The 16,171-nt window shown below is 59.3% G+C and carries 21 protein-coding genes and 1 pseudogene; 9 read left to right on the forward strand and 13 right to left on the reverse strand.

Features of this window, described 5'->3' with window-relative positions; all coding sequences use genetic code 11:
- Nucleotides 1–516: 516 nt before the first annotated feature.
- On the reverse strand, nucleotides 517–2,388 hold the full coding sequence (locus tag ACP0KA_RS19605; RefSeq protein WP_424630397.1) for a peroxidase family protein: 1,872 nt from the start codon (nucleotides 2,386–2,388) through the stop codon (nucleotides 517–519).
- 410 nt (nucleotides 2,389–2,798) lie between these two features.
- Between ACP0KA_RS19605 and ACP0KA_RS19610 the strand changes: the two genes are divergently transcribed.
- Nucleotides 2,799–3,314 (forward strand): cupin domain-containing protein, encoded by a 516-nt coding sequence (locus ACP0KA_RS19610; protein ID WP_424630398.1) that lies wholly within the window; start codon nucleotides 2,799–2,801, stop codon nucleotides 3,312–3,314.
- A 39-nt stretch (nucleotides 3,315–3,353) separates the two neighbouring features.
- Here the strand turns inward: ACP0KA_RS19610 and ACP0KA_RS19615 are convergent, their stop codons facing one another.
- On the reverse strand, nucleotides 3,354–3,527 hold the full coding sequence (locus ACP0KA_RS19615; protein ID WP_424630399.1) for a DUF2798 domain-containing protein: 174 nt from the start codon (nucleotides 3,525–3,527) through the stop codon (nucleotides 3,354–3,356).
- A gap of 318 nt (nucleotides 3,528–3,845) precedes the next feature.
- Here ACP0KA_RS19615 and ACP0KA_RS19620 point away from each other — a divergent pair, with 318 nt between their 5' ends.
- Nucleotides 3,846–4,028, forward strand: a complete 183-nt coding sequence (locus ACP0KA_RS19620; RefSeq protein ID WP_424630400.1) for a hypothetical protein — start codon at nucleotides 3,846–3,848, stop codon at nucleotides 4,026–4,028.
- Nucleotides 4,029–4,090: 62 nt separating this feature from the next.
- Here the strand turns inward: ACP0KA_RS19620 and ampC are convergent, their stop codons facing one another.
- Nucleotides 4,091–5,251 carry a class C beta-lactamase gene (ampC, locus tag ACP0KA_RS19625; RefSeq protein WP_424631664.1) on the reverse strand — a complete coding sequence of 387 codons (1,161 nt, stop codon included), beginning with the start codon at nucleotides 5,249–5,251 and terminating at the stop codon, nucleotides 4,091–4,093.
- A gap of 388 nt (nucleotides 5,252–5,639) precedes the next feature.
- Nucleotides 5,640–5,939, reverse strand: a complete 300-nt coding sequence (locus ACP0KA_RS19630) for a hypothetical protein (protein WP_424630401.1) — start codon at nucleotides 5,937–5,939, stop codon at nucleotides 5,640–5,642.
- A 214-nt stretch (nucleotides 5,940–6,153) separates the two neighbouring features.
- On the opposite strand from ACP0KA_RS19630, the gene ACP0KA_RS19635 reads away from it, so the two are divergent.
- Entirely contained in the window at nucleotides 6,154–6,957 is an 804-nt protein-coding gene (locus tag ACP0KA_RS19635; RefSeq protein ID WP_424630402.1) for an alpha/beta hydrolase-fold protein, read from the forward strand.
- A 159-nt stretch (nucleotides 6,958–7,116) separates the two neighbouring features.
- Here ACP0KA_RS19635 and ACP0KA_RS19640 read toward each other — a convergent pair whose 3' ends face one another.
- Together ACP0KA_RS19640 and ACP0KA_RS19645 are read right to left on the reverse strand one after the other, a co-directional pair.
- Nucleotides 7,117–7,995: an alpha/beta hydrolase gene (locus tag ACP0KA_RS19640; protein WP_424630403.1), complete on the reverse strand. Its 879-nt coding sequence runs from the start codon at nucleotides 7,993–7,995 to the stop codon at nucleotides 7,117–7,119.
- A 167-nt stretch (nucleotides 7,996–8,162) separates the two neighbouring features.
- Complete coding sequence (locus ACP0KA_RS19645) at nucleotides 8,163–8,534, reverse strand: hypothetical protein (protein ID WP_424630404.1); 372 nt, start codon at nucleotides 8,532–8,534, stop codon at nucleotides 8,163–8,165.
- A 40-nt stretch (nucleotides 8,535–8,574) separates the two neighbouring features.
- On the opposite strand from ACP0KA_RS19645, the gene ACP0KA_RS19650 reads away from it, so the two are divergent.
- Genes ACP0KA_RS19650 through ACP0KA_RS19660 form a run of 3 tightly spaced genes read left to right on the forward strand, consistent with a single transcriptional unit; the run spans nucleotide 8,575 to nucleotide 9,386 of the window.
- Nucleotides 8,575–8,874, forward strand: a complete 300-nt coding sequence (locus ACP0KA_RS19650; protein WP_424630405.1) for a hypothetical protein — start codon at nucleotides 8,575–8,577, stop codon at nucleotides 8,872–8,874.
- On the forward strand, nucleotides 8,867–9,211 hold the full coding sequence (locus ACP0KA_RS19655) for a hypothetical protein (RefSeq protein ID WP_424631717.1): 345 nt from the start codon (nucleotides 8,867–8,869) through the stop codon (nucleotides 9,209–9,211). The genes ACP0KA_RS19650 and ACP0KA_RS19655 overlap by 8 nt, the downstream gene beginning before the upstream one ends.
- Entirely contained in the window at nucleotides 9,111–9,386 is a 276-nt protein-coding gene (locus ACP0KA_RS19660; protein ID WP_424631665.1) for a GFA family protein, read from the forward strand. Before ACP0KA_RS19655 ends, ACP0KA_RS19660 begins: the two co-directional genes overlap by 101 nt.
- 82 nt (nucleotides 9,387–9,468) lie before the next feature.
- Here the strand turns inward: ACP0KA_RS19660 and ACP0KA_RS19665 are convergent, their stop codons facing one another.
- The gene (locus ACP0KA_RS19665; RefSeq protein WP_424630406.1) at nucleotides 9,469–9,957 is read right to left on the reverse strand and encodes a hypothetical protein; all 489 of its coding nucleotides are present in this window, start codon (nucleotides 9,955–9,957) and stop codon (nucleotides 9,469–9,471) included.
- Nucleotides 9,958–9,968: 11 nt separating this feature from the next.
- Nucleotides 9,969–10,604 (reverse strand): HAD-IA family hydrolase, encoded by a 636-nt coding sequence (locus ACP0KA_RS19670; protein WP_424630407.1) that lies wholly within the window; start codon nucleotides 10,602–10,604, stop codon nucleotides 9,969–9,971.
- A 312-nt stretch (nucleotides 10,605–10,916) separates the two neighbouring features.
- Between ACP0KA_RS19670 and ACP0KA_RS19675 the strand changes: the two genes are divergently transcribed.
- Complete coding sequence (locus tag ACP0KA_RS19675) at nucleotides 10,917–11,102, forward strand: hypothetical protein (protein WP_424630408.1); 186 nt, start codon at nucleotides 10,917–10,919, stop codon at nucleotides 11,100–11,102.
- A 244-nt stretch (nucleotides 11,103–11,346) separates the two neighbouring features.
- A complete protein-coding gene (locus tag ACP0KA_RS19680) occupies nucleotides 11,347–11,805 on the forward strand; it encodes a cupin domain-containing protein (protein ID WP_424630409.1) in 459 nt (152 codons plus the stop codon).
- Between the two features lie 108 nt (nucleotides 11,806–11,913).
- Here ACP0KA_RS19680 and ACP0KA_RS19685 read toward each other — a convergent pair whose 3' ends face one another.
- The 4 genes from ACP0KA_RS19685 to ACP0KA_RS19700 all read right to left on the reverse strand — a co-directional run bounded on the left by ACP0KA_RS19685 (nucleotide 11,914) and on the right by ACP0KA_RS19700 (nucleotide 14,918).
- Nucleotides 11,914–12,387, reverse strand: a complete 474-nt coding sequence (locus ACP0KA_RS19685) for an SRPBCC family protein (protein ID WP_424630410.1) — start codon at nucleotides 12,385–12,387, stop codon at nucleotides 11,914–11,916.
- 1 nt (nucleotide 12,388) lies between these two features.
- Nucleotides 12,389–12,742, reverse strand: coding sequence for an ArsR/SmtB family transcription factor (locus ACP0KA_RS19690; RefSeq protein WP_424630411.1), 354 nt, complete (start codon nucleotides 12,740–12,742; stop codon nucleotides 12,389–12,391).
- Nucleotides 12,743–12,841: 99 nt separating this feature from the next.
- A complete protein-coding gene (locus ACP0KA_RS19695) occupies nucleotides 12,842–13,603 on the reverse strand; it encodes an alpha/beta fold hydrolase (RefSeq protein ID WP_424630412.1) in 762 nt (253 codons plus the stop codon).
- Nucleotides 13,604–13,892: 289 nt separating this feature from the next.
- Nucleotides 13,893–14,918 (reverse strand): SphA family protein, encoded by a 1,026-nt coding sequence (locus ACP0KA_RS19700; protein ID WP_424630413.1) that lies wholly within the window; start codon nucleotides 14,916–14,918, stop codon nucleotides 13,893–13,895.
- Between the two features lie 229 nt (nucleotides 14,919–15,147).
- Here ACP0KA_RS19700 and ACP0KA_RS19705 point away from each other — a divergent pair, with 229 nt between their 5' ends.
- Nucleotides 15,148–15,504: an iron chaperone gene (locus ACP0KA_RS19705; protein WP_424630414.1), complete on the forward strand. Its 357-nt coding sequence runs from the start codon at nucleotides 15,148–15,150 to the stop codon at nucleotides 15,502–15,504.
- 167 nt (nucleotides 15,505–15,671) lie between these two features.
- On the opposite strand, the pseudogene ACP0KA_RS19710 reads toward ACP0KA_RS19705, so the two are convergent.
- A pseudogene (locus ACP0KA_RS19710) lies at nucleotides 15,672–16,070 on the reverse strand (MFS transporter); the annotation flags it as partial.
- Between the last annotated feature and the right edge of the window lie 101 nt (nucleotides 16,071–16,171).

Raw genomic sequence — 16,171 nt, forward strand, 5'->3', positions numbered from 1 at the left:
CGCGTGACTGCCAAGGTCGGAATCTAGAGTCCCGATTCCGAAGTTCGCATCATTCCGCCGCTCGTTCGTCTCTGCGAACTTCGGAATCGAAGGACTCTAGAAAATTATCATTCTAGTGTGGCTTTGGTTCTGAAGTCCGCATTCCGGACTCGCGCACGAATGATGCGGACTTCAGAACCGCCACATTAGCCGGCTGTGACCTCGGATGTCGTGAGACGATCGCGCCCAGTCGTGCGTACCAGCGCGCACTGCGTGGCGCGCGGTGGCGCTAGCACCATCTCGGAGGCGTGATTTGGTTCGCGATTACACGTATTTTGCGCGCAGATTCCGCCAGCGTCTCGGCACCACGCCGGGCGCCGTTGGTGCTGGCGCCACCGGTGATGGAAGCGCACGAGTCCGCGGCGACATTGGGAACGTAGAAAGGCCCTCTACGAAGCGACTTGACCGGCAGTTTGCGACGCCTGACTGAGTGCGTGATCGTGACGACGCTCAGGTCAGGCGATGCACTATTTAAGCTTACACCCAGTCGCGATTATGCAAGTCGTTCGGCTTCACGCCGAGCAGGTCGATGGTGTCGTTGCCAACATGAAGGAGCGTTCCGCCGTGGTGATCGGACGACACCTCGACGTGCGCGTCGGTCAGGATCTGCAGCTTGTCCACGCGCGGATTGTAATCCGTGATGGTCGCGCTGTTGTGGCCCTTGAGGCTGTCGGCGTTGAATACAAAGGTATCTGCGCCTCGGCCTCCGGTCATGGTCATCTTGCCGGACGCTGCCACCAGCGTGTCGTCGAGCTTGCCACCGGTCAGCGTGTCCTTGCCCGGTGACCCGACCACAAGCTGCGCCATGCCCTCGGCCGCCTCCTGTCCCTTCGGATCTATTCCGGCCAACGTGCCGCTGTGCCGCTCGGTGGCGACGAACGCATCCTTCTGCATGGCCGTGGTGTCGGTGTCGCGCAGGATCAGGTCGGAGAGGGTGGTGTGCTTGATCTCCTTGAGCGTATCTTTGTCGAGCCCTTGATTTTCGAAATAGTACTTGTCGCCGTCGCGCAGCGCCGTGAACTGATCGCCGATGATCTTGGCGAAGGTGGAGCCAACGACGGCTCCCTTCGCATGATTTTCCGACAATCCGCCGGTCCACAGATCAACGGCGTCGACATTGCCGCCGTAAGCCTTCTCAAGTGCTGCGGCGGCCTTCGGATCGGAGGTGATCTGATCGAAGCTGGTGTAGGGCTTCAGTCCCAGCGCCTCGCGGGTCTGGTTCAGGGTGCCCAACCCCATATCGTGCCCGCGCTGAATATTGATGGCGGCGAGATCGATACCGTCCGGCGGATCGACGAGGAAGTTGCGCAGGCCATCAATGATGTGCGCGTCCAGTTGGTTGGCAATATCTCCGCCGAGATGCCGGAGCAAACCATCCGCACCTGTTGCCGCGAAAGTCGACGGACTCTCAAAGAACGATTCCGCCAGTGTCTGCTCGGAGGTGAAAGCACCGATATTGCTGGTTGCACTGATTTCATCTGAAACGATCGAATGACCAAAGCGAAAGGCCGCACCGGCAAATTCTTCGCTGATCCGCGCGTCTGCATTGGGATCGTAGCCATGGTAGGGGCCGATGGCGTTTTTGCCCAACAGATGCGGCAGGTATTCGTTGTAAGTGATGTTCACCATCTCGGCAGTGGTGATGGCTTTGGCCGTCTCGTACAGCCTGTCGCCGCTCCAGTTCGGATGCTCCTTGTGCAGTTGGTCGACCTGGTAATTATGCTCGCGCACGAACAGCACCTGCAGGGCAGTGAGGTCCGGGTTTTCCTGCGCGCGTACATCACCAGCCAAAAAGGCCGGGCCTTGATCGGTGTTGACGATGGGCAGATTGTTTCCTGCCGACACTTTCATGTGGCCGTCGGCTGTGCGCAGGCTGGCCGCAGTGGCGGCATCGGAGCCGTAGATCTGTGATCCGTCGAACCAGCCTGTGACGGTGTTGATCGCCGCTGCCGGATGTCCAGCAACACCGGTCGCAGGATCGATGGCGACCCGCGTCAGCGGAATGGTGCTGCCGGGCTCCAGAAATTGATCGTCAGCCGGCACGGTGATGGACATATCGATGTCGGCGCTGGTCTTTTGCAGATCCAGATCGTGATCGATGAACTGGCCCCACGCATACATCATGCCTGAGAGCGCAATGCCGTGATCATCGACCAGATGTGGTCCATCGGCTGGTTGCGCCACAACGATGTTGCTGATCTCGCGCGGATTCGGCCCCTCCGTCATTTCATAATAGCCGTCAGCGTAATTTGCAGGACCAACCCGGGTGAAGTCGGTGTTGGCCTGGTTCATGTCGGGATCGGTGGGATGACTGTTGGAGCCGTCGATGTTGCGGAACTGGATTGCCATTGCTTACCCCTCCCTCAGAGGTTTGTTTCTTGGCCCAGCCCATATTCATCCACGGCCGCGTAAATGGCCGTTTCAAGATTCATTGTGATCATTGCGTGATAGTTGAGTGACATCACGCGAGCTTTTCGGCGGCGCGTTCCAAAATCAAATCCGAGCCATGCAGCGATGGTTGTTCCGTCAGGAGCACCAGCGCATTTCAGAATTGTTTTTCTTCGTCTGCGAATACGAGAGGACAAATCTCTTCACGCGTCATGCGTGCGCGGCCTTGTTTGCGTCACGTGTTTGACGTCCCGCTACAGCGGTAGCCGTTTTTTTGCGGGGTGAAATCGCGCGGTAGCGCGGCCTGTTCAATGTCTCATTTTGTAGCGGCCACCGGCCGAATGCGAGGCAGATCTCAAAGGGGCGACAGGATGATTCTATCAACCACGGAAATCGCAGGCACCGAAAACGCGGGCCCGGAGAGCGGATGGCTCGAAACCACGCCGGGCGAGCGGTTCAAAATCCAGACGTCAAGCACGGATACCGGCGGCGCCTATCTGGTGCTTGAAGTCGAAGCCGATCCGCGTATGGGCGTGCCGCTCCACGCCCATATCAACGAAGAAGAGCACTTCATCGTCATTGACGGCACGCTTCAAATCGCGGTCGGGGGCGAGACGCAGGATTTCCCGGCCGGCAGCTCCGTGACCGTCGGCAAGGGCGTGCCTCATGCCTGGTGCAATCTCACCGACTCCGTCGTCCGCTTTATGGCGATCTTCACCCCCGGACGCATCGAAGGCATGTTTCGCGCGGTCGCCGAGAAGAAGGTCGAGGACGTGGAATCCTTTGCGGGTCTCTACGGCACGCGCATCATCGGCCGGGCGATGCATGCCGATCTGAATACTTACTTCAAGCCTCGCCGGAAGCCGGGGATGTTTCCTCGCGTGTGAGCGCGATAGCGCACGCCCGGATCAGCGGCGCCGCGAAGATCACCCCGGCAGCATCATGACCCATGAGATCAGCCACGCCGACAGCCAGTGGCGGAGGAAGCTGCCGCTGGCGAGAAACGGATAGCACGCGATCGCTGCCGCGATGCAGGAGGTCAGCCCGGATTGAATGATGTCGAAGATAAAGTGGGCATAGCTGCGGGGAATTCCTAACATCAAGGATCTTTCGGCGAAGAAGCGTGAGCGCGGCGGCAGAGCGTGCTTGATTGTGAGCGACCTTGACTGCGAGCGATTTGCTCCGCCGTTGCGTGCAAAACTTCGGGCAATTGCAACCTATTTCCTCGGACGGACCGCGGGAAAGCGGCTGCGCGGCATAAGACTTATTCCGGTTGCGTGCTGCGAGCGTATGGGGAGTATTCCTGCGCCCTGCGCGTGAATCGCGAAGATGGCTGCTACATTTCTTGGAACCTTCGTCCAGCTTTCATGTTGCCGCGTTATTCCGTCGGGATTCGTCTCAAGGCTGGAATCGCGCCCATGAAGGAAACCAAGCAACTGAAAAAGCAGGCCGACCGCGCGGAGCGCTTGGGGAGCTTCAGCGTCGATGATGAATACGCGCAGGACATGTCGAGCCTGGCTGCGGCCTTCCGCGCGCAGGCCGATGTGTTGAAAGAAAAGAAGAAGAAAGACAAGAAGAAGGACAAGGAAGGCGCGAAGTAGAGGGCGCCATTACCGGCCGTCGCGGGCCCTTTTGGAGCGCGCGGGGCAGACCGGTCCGAGCCTCACTCCGCCAGCTTTGACAGCACGGCATAAGCCGCCTTCACCCGCGCCTCATTGGCATAGTTCTTGTTCGCCAGCATCACGATGCCGATCTTCTTTTGCGGAATGAACGCCACATAGGCGCCGAAGCCGTTGGTGGCGCCGGTCTTGTTGATCAACACGTCCGCGCGCGGCGCCATCGGCGGATCGATCGCGGTGGCGGGGAGCGGCTTCAGCATGGCGTAGGCGTTGCCCGCGATTAGCTTGTCGAGTGCGACGGGATAAGGATACTGCTCCCAGATCAGGTCCTGCACCAGTTCTCCGGCCGTGAAATAGCCGGTGTGCGTGGCGTTCACTGCGCGCAGGATCGGTGCGGGCGCGGTGCCGACACCCATGTTGACCTCGAGGAAGCGCAGCATGTCCACGGCGTTGGATTTCACGCCATAGGCTTCAACGGAAATCGGCGCCGGAGTGACCCGCACCGGCTTGTCCTCGCGATAGCCCCATGCGTAGGATTTCATTTCGGACGCTGGCACCGTGACGTATGTCCGCTTCAATCCGAGATCGTGAAACAGGTCCTGCGCCAGCGCCTCGAAAGGTGCGCCCATGGCCTTCGCGGTGACCATGCCGAGCAGGCCGACGCTCGGATTGGCATAGGCGCGCGACGTGCCGCGCGGATGCTGCGGCTTCCAGGCGCGGTAATAGGCGATAAGCTGCTTGTCGTTGGTGACGTCATCGGGAATTTGCAGCGGGAAGTCGCCCGCGGTGTGGGTGGCGAGATCGAGCACCGTCACCTTGTCGAGCGCGCTGCCTTTCAGGTCCGGTATATGCTTGGTGACGGGGTCGTCCAGCAACAGCCGCTCTTCTTCCACGGCCTGGGCTGCGAGCGTCCCGGTGAACGTCTTGCTGATGGAGCCGAGCTCGAACAGCGTGTCGCGCGTCACCGGCTGCTGCGGGTCTTTCGACGCGAGGCCATAGTCGAAGAAATGCCGCGTGCCGTTGACGGTCACCGCAAACTCGAGGCCGGGCACATCATATTGCGCGATCATCGGCTTCATTGCGTTATCGACGATCTGCTTCAACTTCGCATCATCGATCTCCGCGGCACGCAGCCCGGGAGCAAGAGCAAAGGTAGCGCAGGCCAAAAGGGCGATGGAGGCGAAAGAGCGCGCGAACAAAGTGATCTCCTGATCGGCTGGGAAAGTGTGAGCCGTTTAGACCGGCCGCCAGTCCCTCACAAGCCTTTGTGGCGATACGCGGGCGCTGCTGGTGAGAACGGGTGCAAAGGGGCGGGAAAATGCGCGGATATCGGCTGCGGCTCGTCGCTTCCAACAATGGCTGACAGGGTTGGCCGATGAGGACGTTTAAGAATTTTCGCCGGCCGGGCTTTATGGAATCGCGAACCCGGCCGGCAAGAGCCGCCTCTGCGTCACAAGCGACCGGCCAGCAGATAGGGGATATGGGCCGTGGAGGCCATTCATCGTTTCGTGATCGGAGAGTTATCCACGTGGCAGCTGGGGGCGCAGTCTGTCAAAGGCTAATTCGCTAGAGCCCCGTGCCCGGCGAGGCTACCTATTCGAACAATGCCCTTCCATCTGCAAAGCGCTGAAGGACTACGGACGCAAGACCAAACACAACAAAACCGACAGTGGTCATTGCCAAAATCCGACGGCGGCGACGCCCTTTTTCTGACAACGATGCAAAAAAAATCACTTGGGTAGATAGGAAGTTTCGTGTCAACCAATCTAACTGCGGATTTTCGTCGGACCATTCCCAGATGAGTTTGGTTTGCTGATATGCAGATATAAAAAAGAGTATCAAGCTAAAAGCGAAAAGAGCTTTTGCTACGAGAGAAAGTGTCGCTAGCATCATTTCAGGCTTCCCTAAAGCAAATGGAGCTTACCACGGCTAAATCGCGTCCGTCTTATTGCATTTATCGAAAAGCAAAGGCGCATTCCATTATCAGAGTGCATCGGACAGCGGATTAGGAATATACAGTTCGTCCATCTTGATTGATGCAACTCATGCGCTAAAAGGCTGGCCCGCGGCGACGTTCGCGACGTATTGGGAAGCCGGTTGCCCTGCCATGACGAGCCAACTCATTGCCGCGTCGTTCGACGCCAAGTCCAACGGCACGTCCGTGGAGTATCGCGTGCTTGCACCGTCAAACCGGAGCGAGAGCGAACGCCTGCCATTGATCCTGCATCTTCATGGCGCCATGTCGTCGGCGGCTTCACTTGAGGCGGCGAAGGACGCCTATGATCTCGCGTGGGCCAACGGGATTCTGCCGCGTGCGATCGTCGCCTGCGCCTCGACACCGACGCTCGGCGGCTTCTACATCGACGGTGGTGAGGGACGTAACTGGGAGACGCTGGTGGGGACGGAGTTTCCCGCGTTGCTCGCCGAGCAGTTCGCGCTGAGCGACATGCGCGGTGTCATCGGCTACTCGTTGGGCGGCTATGCCGCGCTGAAGCTTGCGTTCCGGCAGCCCGAAAAGTATCGCGCGGTGGCGGCGCTGTGTCCGGTGATCTTTCCGGGCGAGACGCCCTCAAGCGTCCCCGAGCGCAACCGGCCTGCGATCCTCAACGATCTGAACATCGCCATGGGTGCGGACGAGGCGACTTATCAATCCAACAGCGTCTACGGTCTCGCGCGCTCCCATCACGCCTCAATCAAGCGTTCAGGCCTGAGCATCCGCTACGATTGCGGCGATGCGGACGAGTTCAACCTGCACGATGGTGCGACATATCTCGCTCGCGTCCTGAGCGAACTCGGCATACCGCATCAGTTCGACTCCGTGCGCGGCGCTACGCATGTGGACGCCGCAATGCCGGCACGACAGGCCAGGGCGATTGCGTTTCTTGGTAAGGTGTTGAAGAGCGCAGCCTAAGCGTGGACAGGAAACGGCGGGCTTCAGTGCAGCCGCAGCCCGCCTGTTGTCGTGTGAAGGTCATGGTGTCCGCGAACCTGGACGTGTCGCGATCGATCTGCCGGACGTTGAGAATTCCTTGTGCTCATTTAACGCCCAAGCCTGTCGTCTCAGCGAAAGTCACGGCGACAACGTACGTGCCAGCACCTTCGTGAGCATGCCTGACGCGGATGCCAAGTCTTCCAGAACCGTGAAGTGGTTACGGTTCTCGGTTGCAAGATACTCAACGTCTTCCCCCGACTCGGTAGCAGCCGACGCATATTCGCTCGCATGGCGTACCAGCTCCGGGAGCTCAGCCGCGCCCACCGCAATCGTCGTCGGTGCGCCTTTAACGATATGCCGCACTGGGCTGTACAGGTCGATCTCGCTCGGGCTGAGATTCAAGTTCGCATTCAACCAGCACAGGCCAATGGGCTCGAGGTCAACCAGCGGACTGATCGCCATCGTGTGAGCGAGCAAGGGATGCGAACGATGAACGAGGCTCAGGTGGCCGCCTGCCGAATGCCCCACCAGACAGACAGAACCGCGTCCCATGTTGAGCGCGTCCCTGTTGGCCGCCAGATGATCCAGTAGCCGGCCGATCTCTTCGACAATCTGTGTCATTGAAGCCTGCGGGGCGAGGGTGTATTCCGCGAGAACGACGTTGTACCCGCGTTCAAGCGGTCCCTCAGCGACGAAAGCAAAGTCTTCTTTGCTCAGCGTCTGCCAATATCCGCCATGGATATAGACCATCGTTGGTGTGTTGGCTCCGCGCCCGCGAAACAAGTCGAACCGCTGGCGGGGTTGATCGCCGTAAGGGAGATCCCGTTCACAAGGCGCGGTTTCGTAAAGATGCGCACCGCGCGACCGGAAGTCTGCAAAAATCGTTTGGACGTCCGCGACCGCTTTTGTGTTGTTGTAGGCTGCATTGAGCGCAGCACGATCCATTCCGCGATAAAGCACAGGTGTATCCATCTTCGGGTGGCTGAGCGCTGGTGCCTGCCACGTGTGAGAGAGCATCGTTGCTCTAACTTGATGGCGAGGGATTAGTAACTTGTCAATAATGGTTTATGAGGTTATGACATTTTATATCGCTGATGAAAACAGCGCATTGTTAGGCTCATAGGGGGTCGCCTTCATAATCGTAACCTTTCTTGTGGAATATATAGGTTATATTAAGACGGCAGTCAGATCGCTGCGAACAGGATCGCGACGACGAGGGTGCTGATCAGAATATCGCGGGCGAGGCGCAGCATGGGATGCCGCCTCGCTGTGACGAGGGCCATCCTGGCGCAGTTCTCGCCGATGTCCTTCGTCCAGCCGTCTCGGGTGGAATAGATGCGCTCCTTCATCGCCTGATGCGTGATGCCGCCTGCATTGCCGATGGCGCGGCCGCGCGTAACCTCTTCGTTTCCATCGGTCGTCTCCATCCATGGCGAAAAAGACGGTTGTAGCCGCGCTTGAGGCGGCTGGTCCTGCCGGGTTTGTCGCAGGCGGTACTGTGGTGGTTCGAGGGCGGATGGCGTAAATTCCAGAGGGTGCAAGGCCGTAGGGGGCAAGACAGCGTTTCATGTCGAACCGGAACCCAGGAGCGCTCCGATGGTCGAACTTGCAAACCTGCCGACAACCGATCCCGACAACGTCGCGGAGACGATTTGTCTGGGCAAGTTCAACATCCAGCTCGGCGGGCCCTGGGCCACGTTGCTGTTCACCCATCCGCGGCCACGGGTGGGGCCGTTGGTGGACGAAGGCAAGTTGGTGATCGAGAGCGTGGTGCGCGCGCGCATTGTGATGTCCATCGACAATCTGGTCGCGATGCGCGACCTGTTGGACAGCCTGTTGAGAGATGTTCAGACCACGGCCGGCGCTGCGGCAAGCCATGAGCCGGGCCATGCGTGAGAGTAGGCGGTGCGAGACCTGCGAATGGTCCACCCATTCATCCGGTAATCAGGCGCGGCGCAACGGCGGCGGCAATTCTGTTTTAAATGACGATGAGTCAACTTATGACACAAACGACGATGGGCGCTTGTCAGTGTGGCGCGGTTCGATTTCAGATTTCCGGCACGTTCGAGAGTTTTTTCCTCTGTCATTGTGGGCGTTGCCGCAAGGATACGGGATCGGCCCACGGCGCCAATTTGTTTTCATCGACGGCGACGATCACCTGGCTGTCGGGGCACGACAACATCAAGACTTACCGCGTTCCCGCGAGCCGGCATCGAAAATGCTTTTGCAGTGAATGCGGGTCTGCGCTTCCGAGAGATCAGGTGGATAACGGTCTTCTGATTGTGCCCGCCGGGAGTCTCGATAGCGCGATCGGCATCCGGCCACAGGCGCACATCTGCTTCGCAAGCAGGGCTGAGTGGGACGCGCATTTGGAAGACGTTCCCAAACTGGATGGCCTTCCTCCTTAATCGGCGCTGAAATCAAATTTGCCGTTCTTCTCGGAGAAGTGATCGCAGGGAGCGTCAGCCGCTATCGAGGGTCATGCGAGGATTAAGGGCGCGGTGGTTCAAGCGCCGGCGGTTCGTTAGCAGCAGAACCGGCGGAGGAAACGGCGCGCGGCGTGTCAGGCGCGGCAATGAATCGGTCACCGGAGGGATCGGCCAGCGGGGCCGGCGCGGCAACCCGTCGAAAAAGAAAGCGCGCGCCTCGGACAATGAAAACAAAGGGAACGATGTAGATCATCGCGAAGAGCGTAAGCACGATCAGCACGAACACACCCATTAGCCGCATCACCTGGAGAACAAACGCCGCTGCAAGGATGAGGGGCAAGCTTGCCGCCCATAGAAGGAAGCTTGCGATGTGCTCTGGGAATGTTTCGGCTGCCTCGAATTTTGGCCTTTCCAGCCATGACATCAATATCCGCTGCCATTCATCGAGCGTCGTCCACCATCGCTCAAGATACCGTTTAGGCACGCTCCACGCGCGTCCGAAGGCTGTCGGCTCCAATATCGCGTCTGCTTTGTCGTCCGGGCTTGTCATCGCACCACCGACTAAATCCCCAGCTCCGCGAGCGTTCGCGCCACGTCGTCTGACGAATTCACCTGAACCGCGTTCAGCCCACGCGCGCGTGCGCCTTCGATGTTCTCTGGCAGATCATCGAAGAACACGATGCGCGAGGCCGGCACGCCGATCGCCTGCACCACATGGTCATAGGCTTCGGCATCGGGCTTGCGCAGATTGATGGTGGACGACAGGAAGATTTCCCGGAAGTGTTTCAGCACCTCGGCATATTCATCCTGGAAATAAGCCACATGCGGCCGGTTGGTGTTTGAGAACGCATAGAGCGGCAGGTGCTTCGCCGCGCGCGTCAGCAACGCTGCGATGCCGGGCATCTCGCCCGCGAAGATCGCATTCCAGCCCTCAAGAAACTGGTCATCGGTGATGGCGATGCCGAGCGAGTTGCGCAGGCTCTGGAAATAGGCGGCGTCCTCGATCAGCCCGCGCTCGTGCTGATGATAATGCTCGTCGCGCGCAAAGCGCGCGGCGATATCGGCAGGCTTGCAGCCCGCATAGGCCGACCAGCAGGCGAGCGCCTTGTCGAAATCGATATCGAGCACGACGCGGCCGAGATCGAACAGTAGCGCATCGGCGGAGGAGGGAGGGGAAACGAGCGAAGGCGAAGTCATTCCAGTTGCTTACCTGTCTTACGGACTTAGTCGTCGAAAGTACTTGCGCGTCGAACGTACTTACAATCGAAGGCCCCAACTTGCCAAAAGTCCTTCGCCGTTGCTTTCCGTGCCGGGAATTCTGCAAGCTTGCAGCACGCCCCTGTCGGCGCGTCGTGCGACCGCAGTCGCCAAGATGATCGCTTGCAACCGCGGCGCGAATATGTTCCGCATATGTTCCAGTGAAGTCAAGGAATAACCAGGGCGTGCCGAAACTTTTTCAAAGTGTTGGGCTTCACTGCACGCGGACAAGAAGAGACGACGGATGGCACGATGAACCACACGCAGATCATTGGCGCGCATGAACGCTTCATGAAATCCGTGCAACGCGAGATGGAGGCGTTCGAGCGGCGCGAGAGCGAATTCCGCGCCGAGGAGCGCAAGGAGCGGGCGGAGGAAATTCACCTTGATGATATCGAGGCGCACGCGGTGGAGATGGCTTCGACGCAGCCCCACTAAAGCGTCATATCGCTTGCGGATGACCCTACATCGTAACAGCGCTCGCGACGGCGGGACGTTCTCGACCTTTTCTTAAAGCGCGAAGGCGTGGTGAGCGCCGCTTCATCCGGTTCCCGTCTCCGGGCGCAAGTCTCAACGAAGTGATCGTCTGCCCATGCCGCGACCTGTCAGACTCACTATATGATGTGCATCAACGAACACCATGCTGCCGGTGTGTCTTACGGCACCGGATGAGGAGCATCAGATGTCTGTCTTGGAAAAGTCCGTTTCGGAAAAATCGACCGCGAGGAAGCCGGTTTCAGGGAAGCCCGAGTGCCGGCTCGTGCGTGCCGGCGCTGCGTTCGAAGGCAAGCAGGGGTTGATCTACAACGTCGGCATTTCGGCGGAGACCGTCGGCGCGAAGGGCATTCACATGCAGATCGTGACCATCGGGCCGGGGGCACGCGCGAAGGCGCACAAGCATGCCGACCACGAGACCGCGATCTACGCGCTGAAAGGCGTATCCGAGGTGTGGTACGGCGACCGGTTGGAGCATCATGCCATCGTCAAGCCAGGTGATTTCTTTTATATCCCGGCCAACGTGCCGCATCTGCCGTATAACCCGAGCAAGACCGAGGACGTCGTCGCGATCATCTCGCGCACCGACCCGAACGAGCAGGAAAGCGTGATCCTGCTGCCGGAGCTCGACAAGCTGCATCCGTGAGGGGAGGCTGCTCGTCGCGTTCAGGCTGGCGCGATCAGCACGAGTGCGTCATCAAGATTCATCAATGATGATGCGGTATGCGTGCCGCATCAGCCTCTTGCACGCGATCTACGCGCTGAGGTCGCCGTGCGCATAGGCCACCAGATTGTCGAGCGTCTTCGACGTCCCCGCCGCAATCCCCATTTTGAGATACTGTTCGAGCTGTTCGGCGGAGCGGCATTCGATCTCTACGGTCATATGCGTCTTGCCGCAGGATTCCTGCAGCAGGACACGGCCGGTCGCGCCCATCGCTTCAAACACGATGCGGTGGGGCGGGGATAGTTCGCGATAGATGCCGGCGAACGGCATATCGGTGTGGCTCTTGGTTGCGAACTTGAACGCGCCGCCCACCCGCAAATCGATCTCACACACGACCAGAGGGTCGCCCGCAGCGTCCCACCAGCAGCTCACATGTTCTGCTTGCGTCCACGCCTCGAAGATGTCCGCAGCAGGCGCGTCGAACACACGCTTCAGCGTGATGGTGTGCGTGCTTGTATCGACGTCGAAATCTGTATTCGTGGTGGCCGAGTGAAGCGTACGCATATTACCTCTCCTGCCTCTGCTTTTTTATCTTCGCGAGATGGGAATCCAGGTTGTTCAGCCTGTTCTCCCATTGTTGGCGGAACGGTTCGATCCAATTGGCAATCTCCTTCATGGCGAGGGGGGCAAGTCTGCGCGGGCGGCGCTGGGCGTCGCGCCCGCCTTCGATAAGTCCGGCGTCTTCAAGAACTCTGAGATGTTTCGAGATCGTCGGCTGGCTGAGCTGAAACGGCTCCGCGAGCTGCGAGACATTCACCTCGCCCGTCATCAGGCGGGCAAGCATTGCCCGCCGCGTCGGATCGCTGAGCGCGTGGAACATCGTGTTCAGCCGCTCGGGATGTCGCTCTTTAATAGCCATATGGCTATATAGCTAAATGGAAATATAAGAGTCAATAGCTATCGCGCATCGTCAGGCGTGATCGATGAGAGGGAGGCGCTTGTCGGTTAGACGCTCGCCTTAGACGGCGAGCGCTTGCACGATCAAATTCGTGATCGCATCGGGTTGCGAGATCAGCGCGAGGTGACTGGCCTCGACTTCGATCGTCTTCGCGTTCATGCGCTTGGCCATGAAACGTTCGAGGTCTGGGTTGATCGTGCGGTCTTGGGTCGACACCGCATAGAAGCTCGGCTTGTTGCGCCAGGCCGCATTCGTCGTCTTGTCACTCGTCAGCGATTTCTTGAACGGCTGCTGCGTGGCGTAGAGCACGCGGGCTTCGTCCTTCGGCAGATCGCCCGCAAAGTCGCGCAGGAAAGCCTCTTCCGACAATTGGCCCCAATCATCGGTGAAGGTGACGCCCGCCGAGGCCGGCGGCGTCGGATAGGTCTTTGCCAGCGCCGTGTAGTCCTCGCCGGCGTCGGGCGCCCGCGCGGCGATATAGACCAGCGCGGTGATCTTGGGGTCCACGCCCACCTCCGAGACGATCATGCCCGAGAACGAGTGGCCGACCAGCACTGTCGGGCCGGGCTGCAGCGCAATCGCGCGCCGCGCCGCGTCGCACGCCTCTTTGAGCGAGGTGAGAGGGTTCTGCACGCTGGTGCAGTTGACGCCTTTCGCCTGCAGGCGGGAAATGACTTTCGCCCAGCAGGAGCCATCCGCAAACAGCCCGTGCACGAACACGACATTCTTGGTCTTCAGCGGTGCCTGCGCATTGGCGGCGCGGCTCAGCAAGGGAAGGGTGGACGCGGCAGCGGCAGCAGCGATAAATGTCCGGCGATCCATCAAGGCCTCCTGTTGAAAAAAAAAACGATTTTGGTAGGGGCAGTTCTATTTCGTCATACGAAAATTCGTTTTGACTTGCTGTTCACAATTCAGCGCGTGCAATCAATTCGTATAATCTGGCTCGTGAAGTCACGTTCACGCCATCACATCGCCAGCCTCCCGTGTGCAAAGGCGGGATGTTCGGCAGATGATGCCTTTACGGGTTCGATTATGTCGATGAAATGTGACGGCGCATATTGTCTCGGCGATGCGCGCACTGGAACGTGAATTCACGCACGCGCAACGCGCGCTACTTCACATATCTCGGGCCGCGCGGTGGTGTCGCGGGCTTTTCCTTCGCTGATGGTGCAAAGCTCAGCGTTACCAAGGCGGTTTGGGTCGTCGGCCGGTTCTCGGTGGCGACGTCCCAATAACCGCGGACGTTAAGATAGCCAGTGTAACCTTCCCATGCGGGAAAGAAGATGCCGATCTGCGGGCCGATGCCGACAGAGTGGCCCCTGAAATCGCCGAGCCTGGCGCCCGCGCCGCTGTCGCCGGTGACCTGCTGATAGACATATCCGGCGAGGCCGACGTGCACGGTCTTGCTGATGAATTGCGAGGCCGCCCAGTCAAAGTGGAAGTCGATGCCGTTGCGATATTGCAGGGCGTCGTTCTCGCCGTTGTAGGTGAAGCCCGCGACCGCGGAGAGTTCGTGGCCGGACTTTGGATCCAAATAGGTGTAGCCGAAGCCGCTATCGATGGCGGTGTAGCCGATGCTGAGGTTGGCGAGCCGCGTGGAATCGTAGGTGCCGCTCGGGATATTACCGAGCATGTACCACATGAAATTGTTGACGCCCTGGTTCCACTTCAGCGTGGCAAGATAATAGACGTCGGCGAATGTGGTTCGATTGTCGCTGGCATTGCCAGAGACCTGATTGCCGCGCGGTCCGGTCAGCGTGGAGCCGATGTTGAGGCCGAGATTGCCGGGCACGCCGGCAACCCCAACCGTCAATTGGCCGCCGAGCACCGGCGTTTCCAACGTATAGGCCGGGAGAAACGCGATAGCGTCGGCGCGGGCATGCAGGCCGGTCACAACAGAGGCATTGTTCTGCAGCTCCTTGCCGCTGCCCGCCTTGGCATCGAGGTGCAAATAGAGGCTCGTGATGCTCCAGCCTGGCGTTCCCGGCACGGCGGAGAGACTACCCATGCCGCCGGGGAGCCAGAAGCCGACCCCGCCGGCATCGGCGCGGGCCACGCAAGGAGCCAGCGCCACCACGCTTAGCGTGGCAAATGCCGCCGCGATTCTCCGTGAACAAGGCCGCCGATCCCAAAGCATGCGGATTCTCCCGATGCGTCAAGCAGTCGATGCAGCCTAGAGCAGACGAGGCCGGGTGTCGGCCTGTTTTTGGTGACCATGGTGCACGTGTGCACAAAGTTTTCGAAAGCGTGACCTAAACGTCACGCGTTTTGCGGTTCGTCTTAGGAGCGCCGACACACACAGCTGCATCAAGAGCTCTAACGCACCATTTGTTGTCTTTGGACATGCCCAAAGGCATACTGTCAGCATGACGAAGAAGGATAACCATGACGCCTACATAGCCGCTGCACCGGAGCGGTTTCGCGCCATGTTGGGTCAACTGCGTGCGCAGCTATCGCGGGCACTACCAGACGCCGAAGAAGTCATGAAGTACGATATGCCCGGATTTCAGATCGAAGGAACGATTATCGCGGGCTATGCTGCCTTCAGTAAACAATGCGGTCTATATATTGACCCGGCTGCAATTGCTGCCCATGCAGACGGGATCGCTTCTTTGAAACTCAAGGCAACCAAGACCGGAATTACGTTCTCGGCGAGTAAGCCTATCACTGATGAACTGGTTGAGAAATTGGCAATTAGTTCGCGCAGCAAAAAGGGATTCTAGCGACTGTCTTCGGCAACCCAAAAATCGGTTTACAAACCGGTGCAAACTCGGAGCGGGTCATTTGGCTTGAAGCGTTCGGCCAGAGCGGACATTAGCTAATCACATTTCGGATGCAGTTTGGGCTCATCGCCGTCATTCGATGCTATCGGAATTAATGGGTCCTGACCCTAGCGGTCGGACGTTGCGACCGCGCTCAACTCTCCCGCATCGGGATGCGCTTTTCCCGCCACCGCGCGCACCTTGCCCGGCGACGCGCGCCAGATCGCAAGCGCAGACAAGGCGCTGACCGCAATGCAGACCGAGAAGGCGAGATCGTAAGTCCCGGTCAGATCGTGCAGCAGCCCGGTGACCCAAGGCCCTGCGGCGCCGCCCATCATGGCCGAGAACATGATCGAGCCGAAGATCGCGCCGTAATGCTTGCCTTGAAAGATCTCCAGCACGATCGCGCCCATCACCGCGGTGAGGCCGTAGCCGAGCGCGCCTTGCGCGAACACCATCAGATAAACCAACAGGAGGCTATGGTGATACTGAAGCGCGATGAGGGCTGCGAAGCACAGCGCAAAGCCGAATCGCGCCCATCACCGCGGTGAGGCCGTAGCCGAGCGCGCCTTGCGCGAACACCATCAGATAAACCAACAGGAGGCTATGGTGATACTGAAGCGCGATG

It is taken from the genome of Bradyrhizobium sp. SYSU BS000235, from assembly GCF_049747295.1.
GTDB lineage: Bacteria > Pseudomonadota > Alphaproteobacteria > Rhizobiales > Xanthobacteraceae > Afipia.

What these genes read in the sequence shown, in the direction of transcription:
- ACP0KA_RS19640 (WP_424630403.1), bottom strand. Translation starts at nt 7,995, where the DNA reads ATGCTCTCTCACACGTGGCAGGCACCAGCGCTCAGCCACCCGAAGATG.
- ACP0KA_RS19675 (WP_424630408.1), top strand. Translation starts at nt 10,917, where the DNA reads ATGAACCACACGCAGATCATTGGCGCGCATGAACGCTTCATGAAATCC.
- ACP0KA_RS19700 (WP_424630413.1), bottom strand. Translation starts at nt 14,918, where the DNA reads ATGCTTTGGGATCGGCGGCCTTGTTCACGGAGAATCGCGGCGGCATTT.
- ACP0KA_RS19670 (WP_424630407.1), bottom strand. Translation starts at nt 10,604, where the DNA reads ATGACTTCGCCTTCGCTCGTTTCCCCTCCCTCCTCCGCCGATGCGCTA.
- ACP0KA_RS19630 (WP_424630401.1), bottom strand. Translation starts at nt 5,939, where the DNA reads ATGATGCTAGCGACACTTTCTCTCGTAGCAAAAGCTCTTTTCGCTTTT.
- ACP0KA_RS19650 (WP_424630405.1), top strand. Translation starts at nt 8,575, where the DNA reads ATGGTCGAACTTGCAAACCTGCCGACAACCGATCCCGACAACGTCGCG.
- ACP0KA_RS19695 (WP_424630412.1), bottom strand. Translation starts at nt 13,603, where the DNA reads ATGGATCGCCGGACATTTATCGCTGCTGCCGCTGCCGCGTCCACCCTT.
- ACP0KA_RS19615 (WP_424630399.1), bottom strand. Translation starts at nt 3,527, where the DNA reads ATGTTAGGAATTCCCCGCAGCTATGCCCACTTTATCTTCGACATCATT.
- ACP0KA_RS19685 (WP_424630410.1), bottom strand. Translation starts at nt 12,387, where the DNA reads ATGCGTACGCTTCACTCGGCCACCACGAATACAGATTTCGACGTCGAT.
- ACP0KA_RS19605 (WP_424630397.1), bottom strand. Translation starts at nt 2,388, where the DNA reads ATGGCAATCCAGTTCCGCAACATCGACGGCTCCAACAGTCATCCCACC.
- ACP0KA_RS19655 (WP_424631717.1), top strand. Translation starts at nt 8,867, where the DNA reads ATGCGTGAGAGTAGGCGGTGCGAGACCTGCGAATGGTCCACCCATTCA.
- ACP0KA_RS19620 (WP_424630400.1), top strand. Translation starts at nt 3,846, where the DNA reads ATGAAGGAAACCAAGCAACTGAAAAAGCAGGCCGACCGCGCGGAGCGC.
- ACP0KA_RS19705 (WP_424630414.1), top strand. Translation starts at nt 15,148, where the DNA reads ATGACGAAGAAGGATAACCATGACGCCTACATAGCCGCTGCACCGGAG.
- ACP0KA_RS19690 (WP_424630411.1), bottom strand. Translation starts at nt 12,742, where the DNA reads ATGGCTATTAAAGAGCGACATCCCGAGCGGCTGAACACGATGTTCCAC.
- ACP0KA_RS19635 (WP_424630402.1), top strand. Translation starts at nt 6,154, where the DNA reads ATGACGAGCCAACTCATTGCCGCGTCGTTCGACGCCAAGTCCAACGGC.
- ACP0KA_RS19680 (WP_424630409.1), top strand. Translation starts at nt 11,347, where the DNA reads ATGTCTGTCTTGGAAAAGTCCGTTTCGGAAAAATCGACCGCGAGGAAG.
- ACP0KA_RS19665 (WP_424630406.1), bottom strand. Translation starts at nt 9,957, where the DNA reads ATGACAAGCCCGGACGACAAAGCAGACGCGATATTGGAGCCGACAGCC.
- ACP0KA_RS19610 (WP_424630398.1), top strand. Translation starts at nt 2,799, where the DNA reads ATGATTCTATCAACCACGGAAATCGCAGGCACCGAAAACGCGGGCCCG.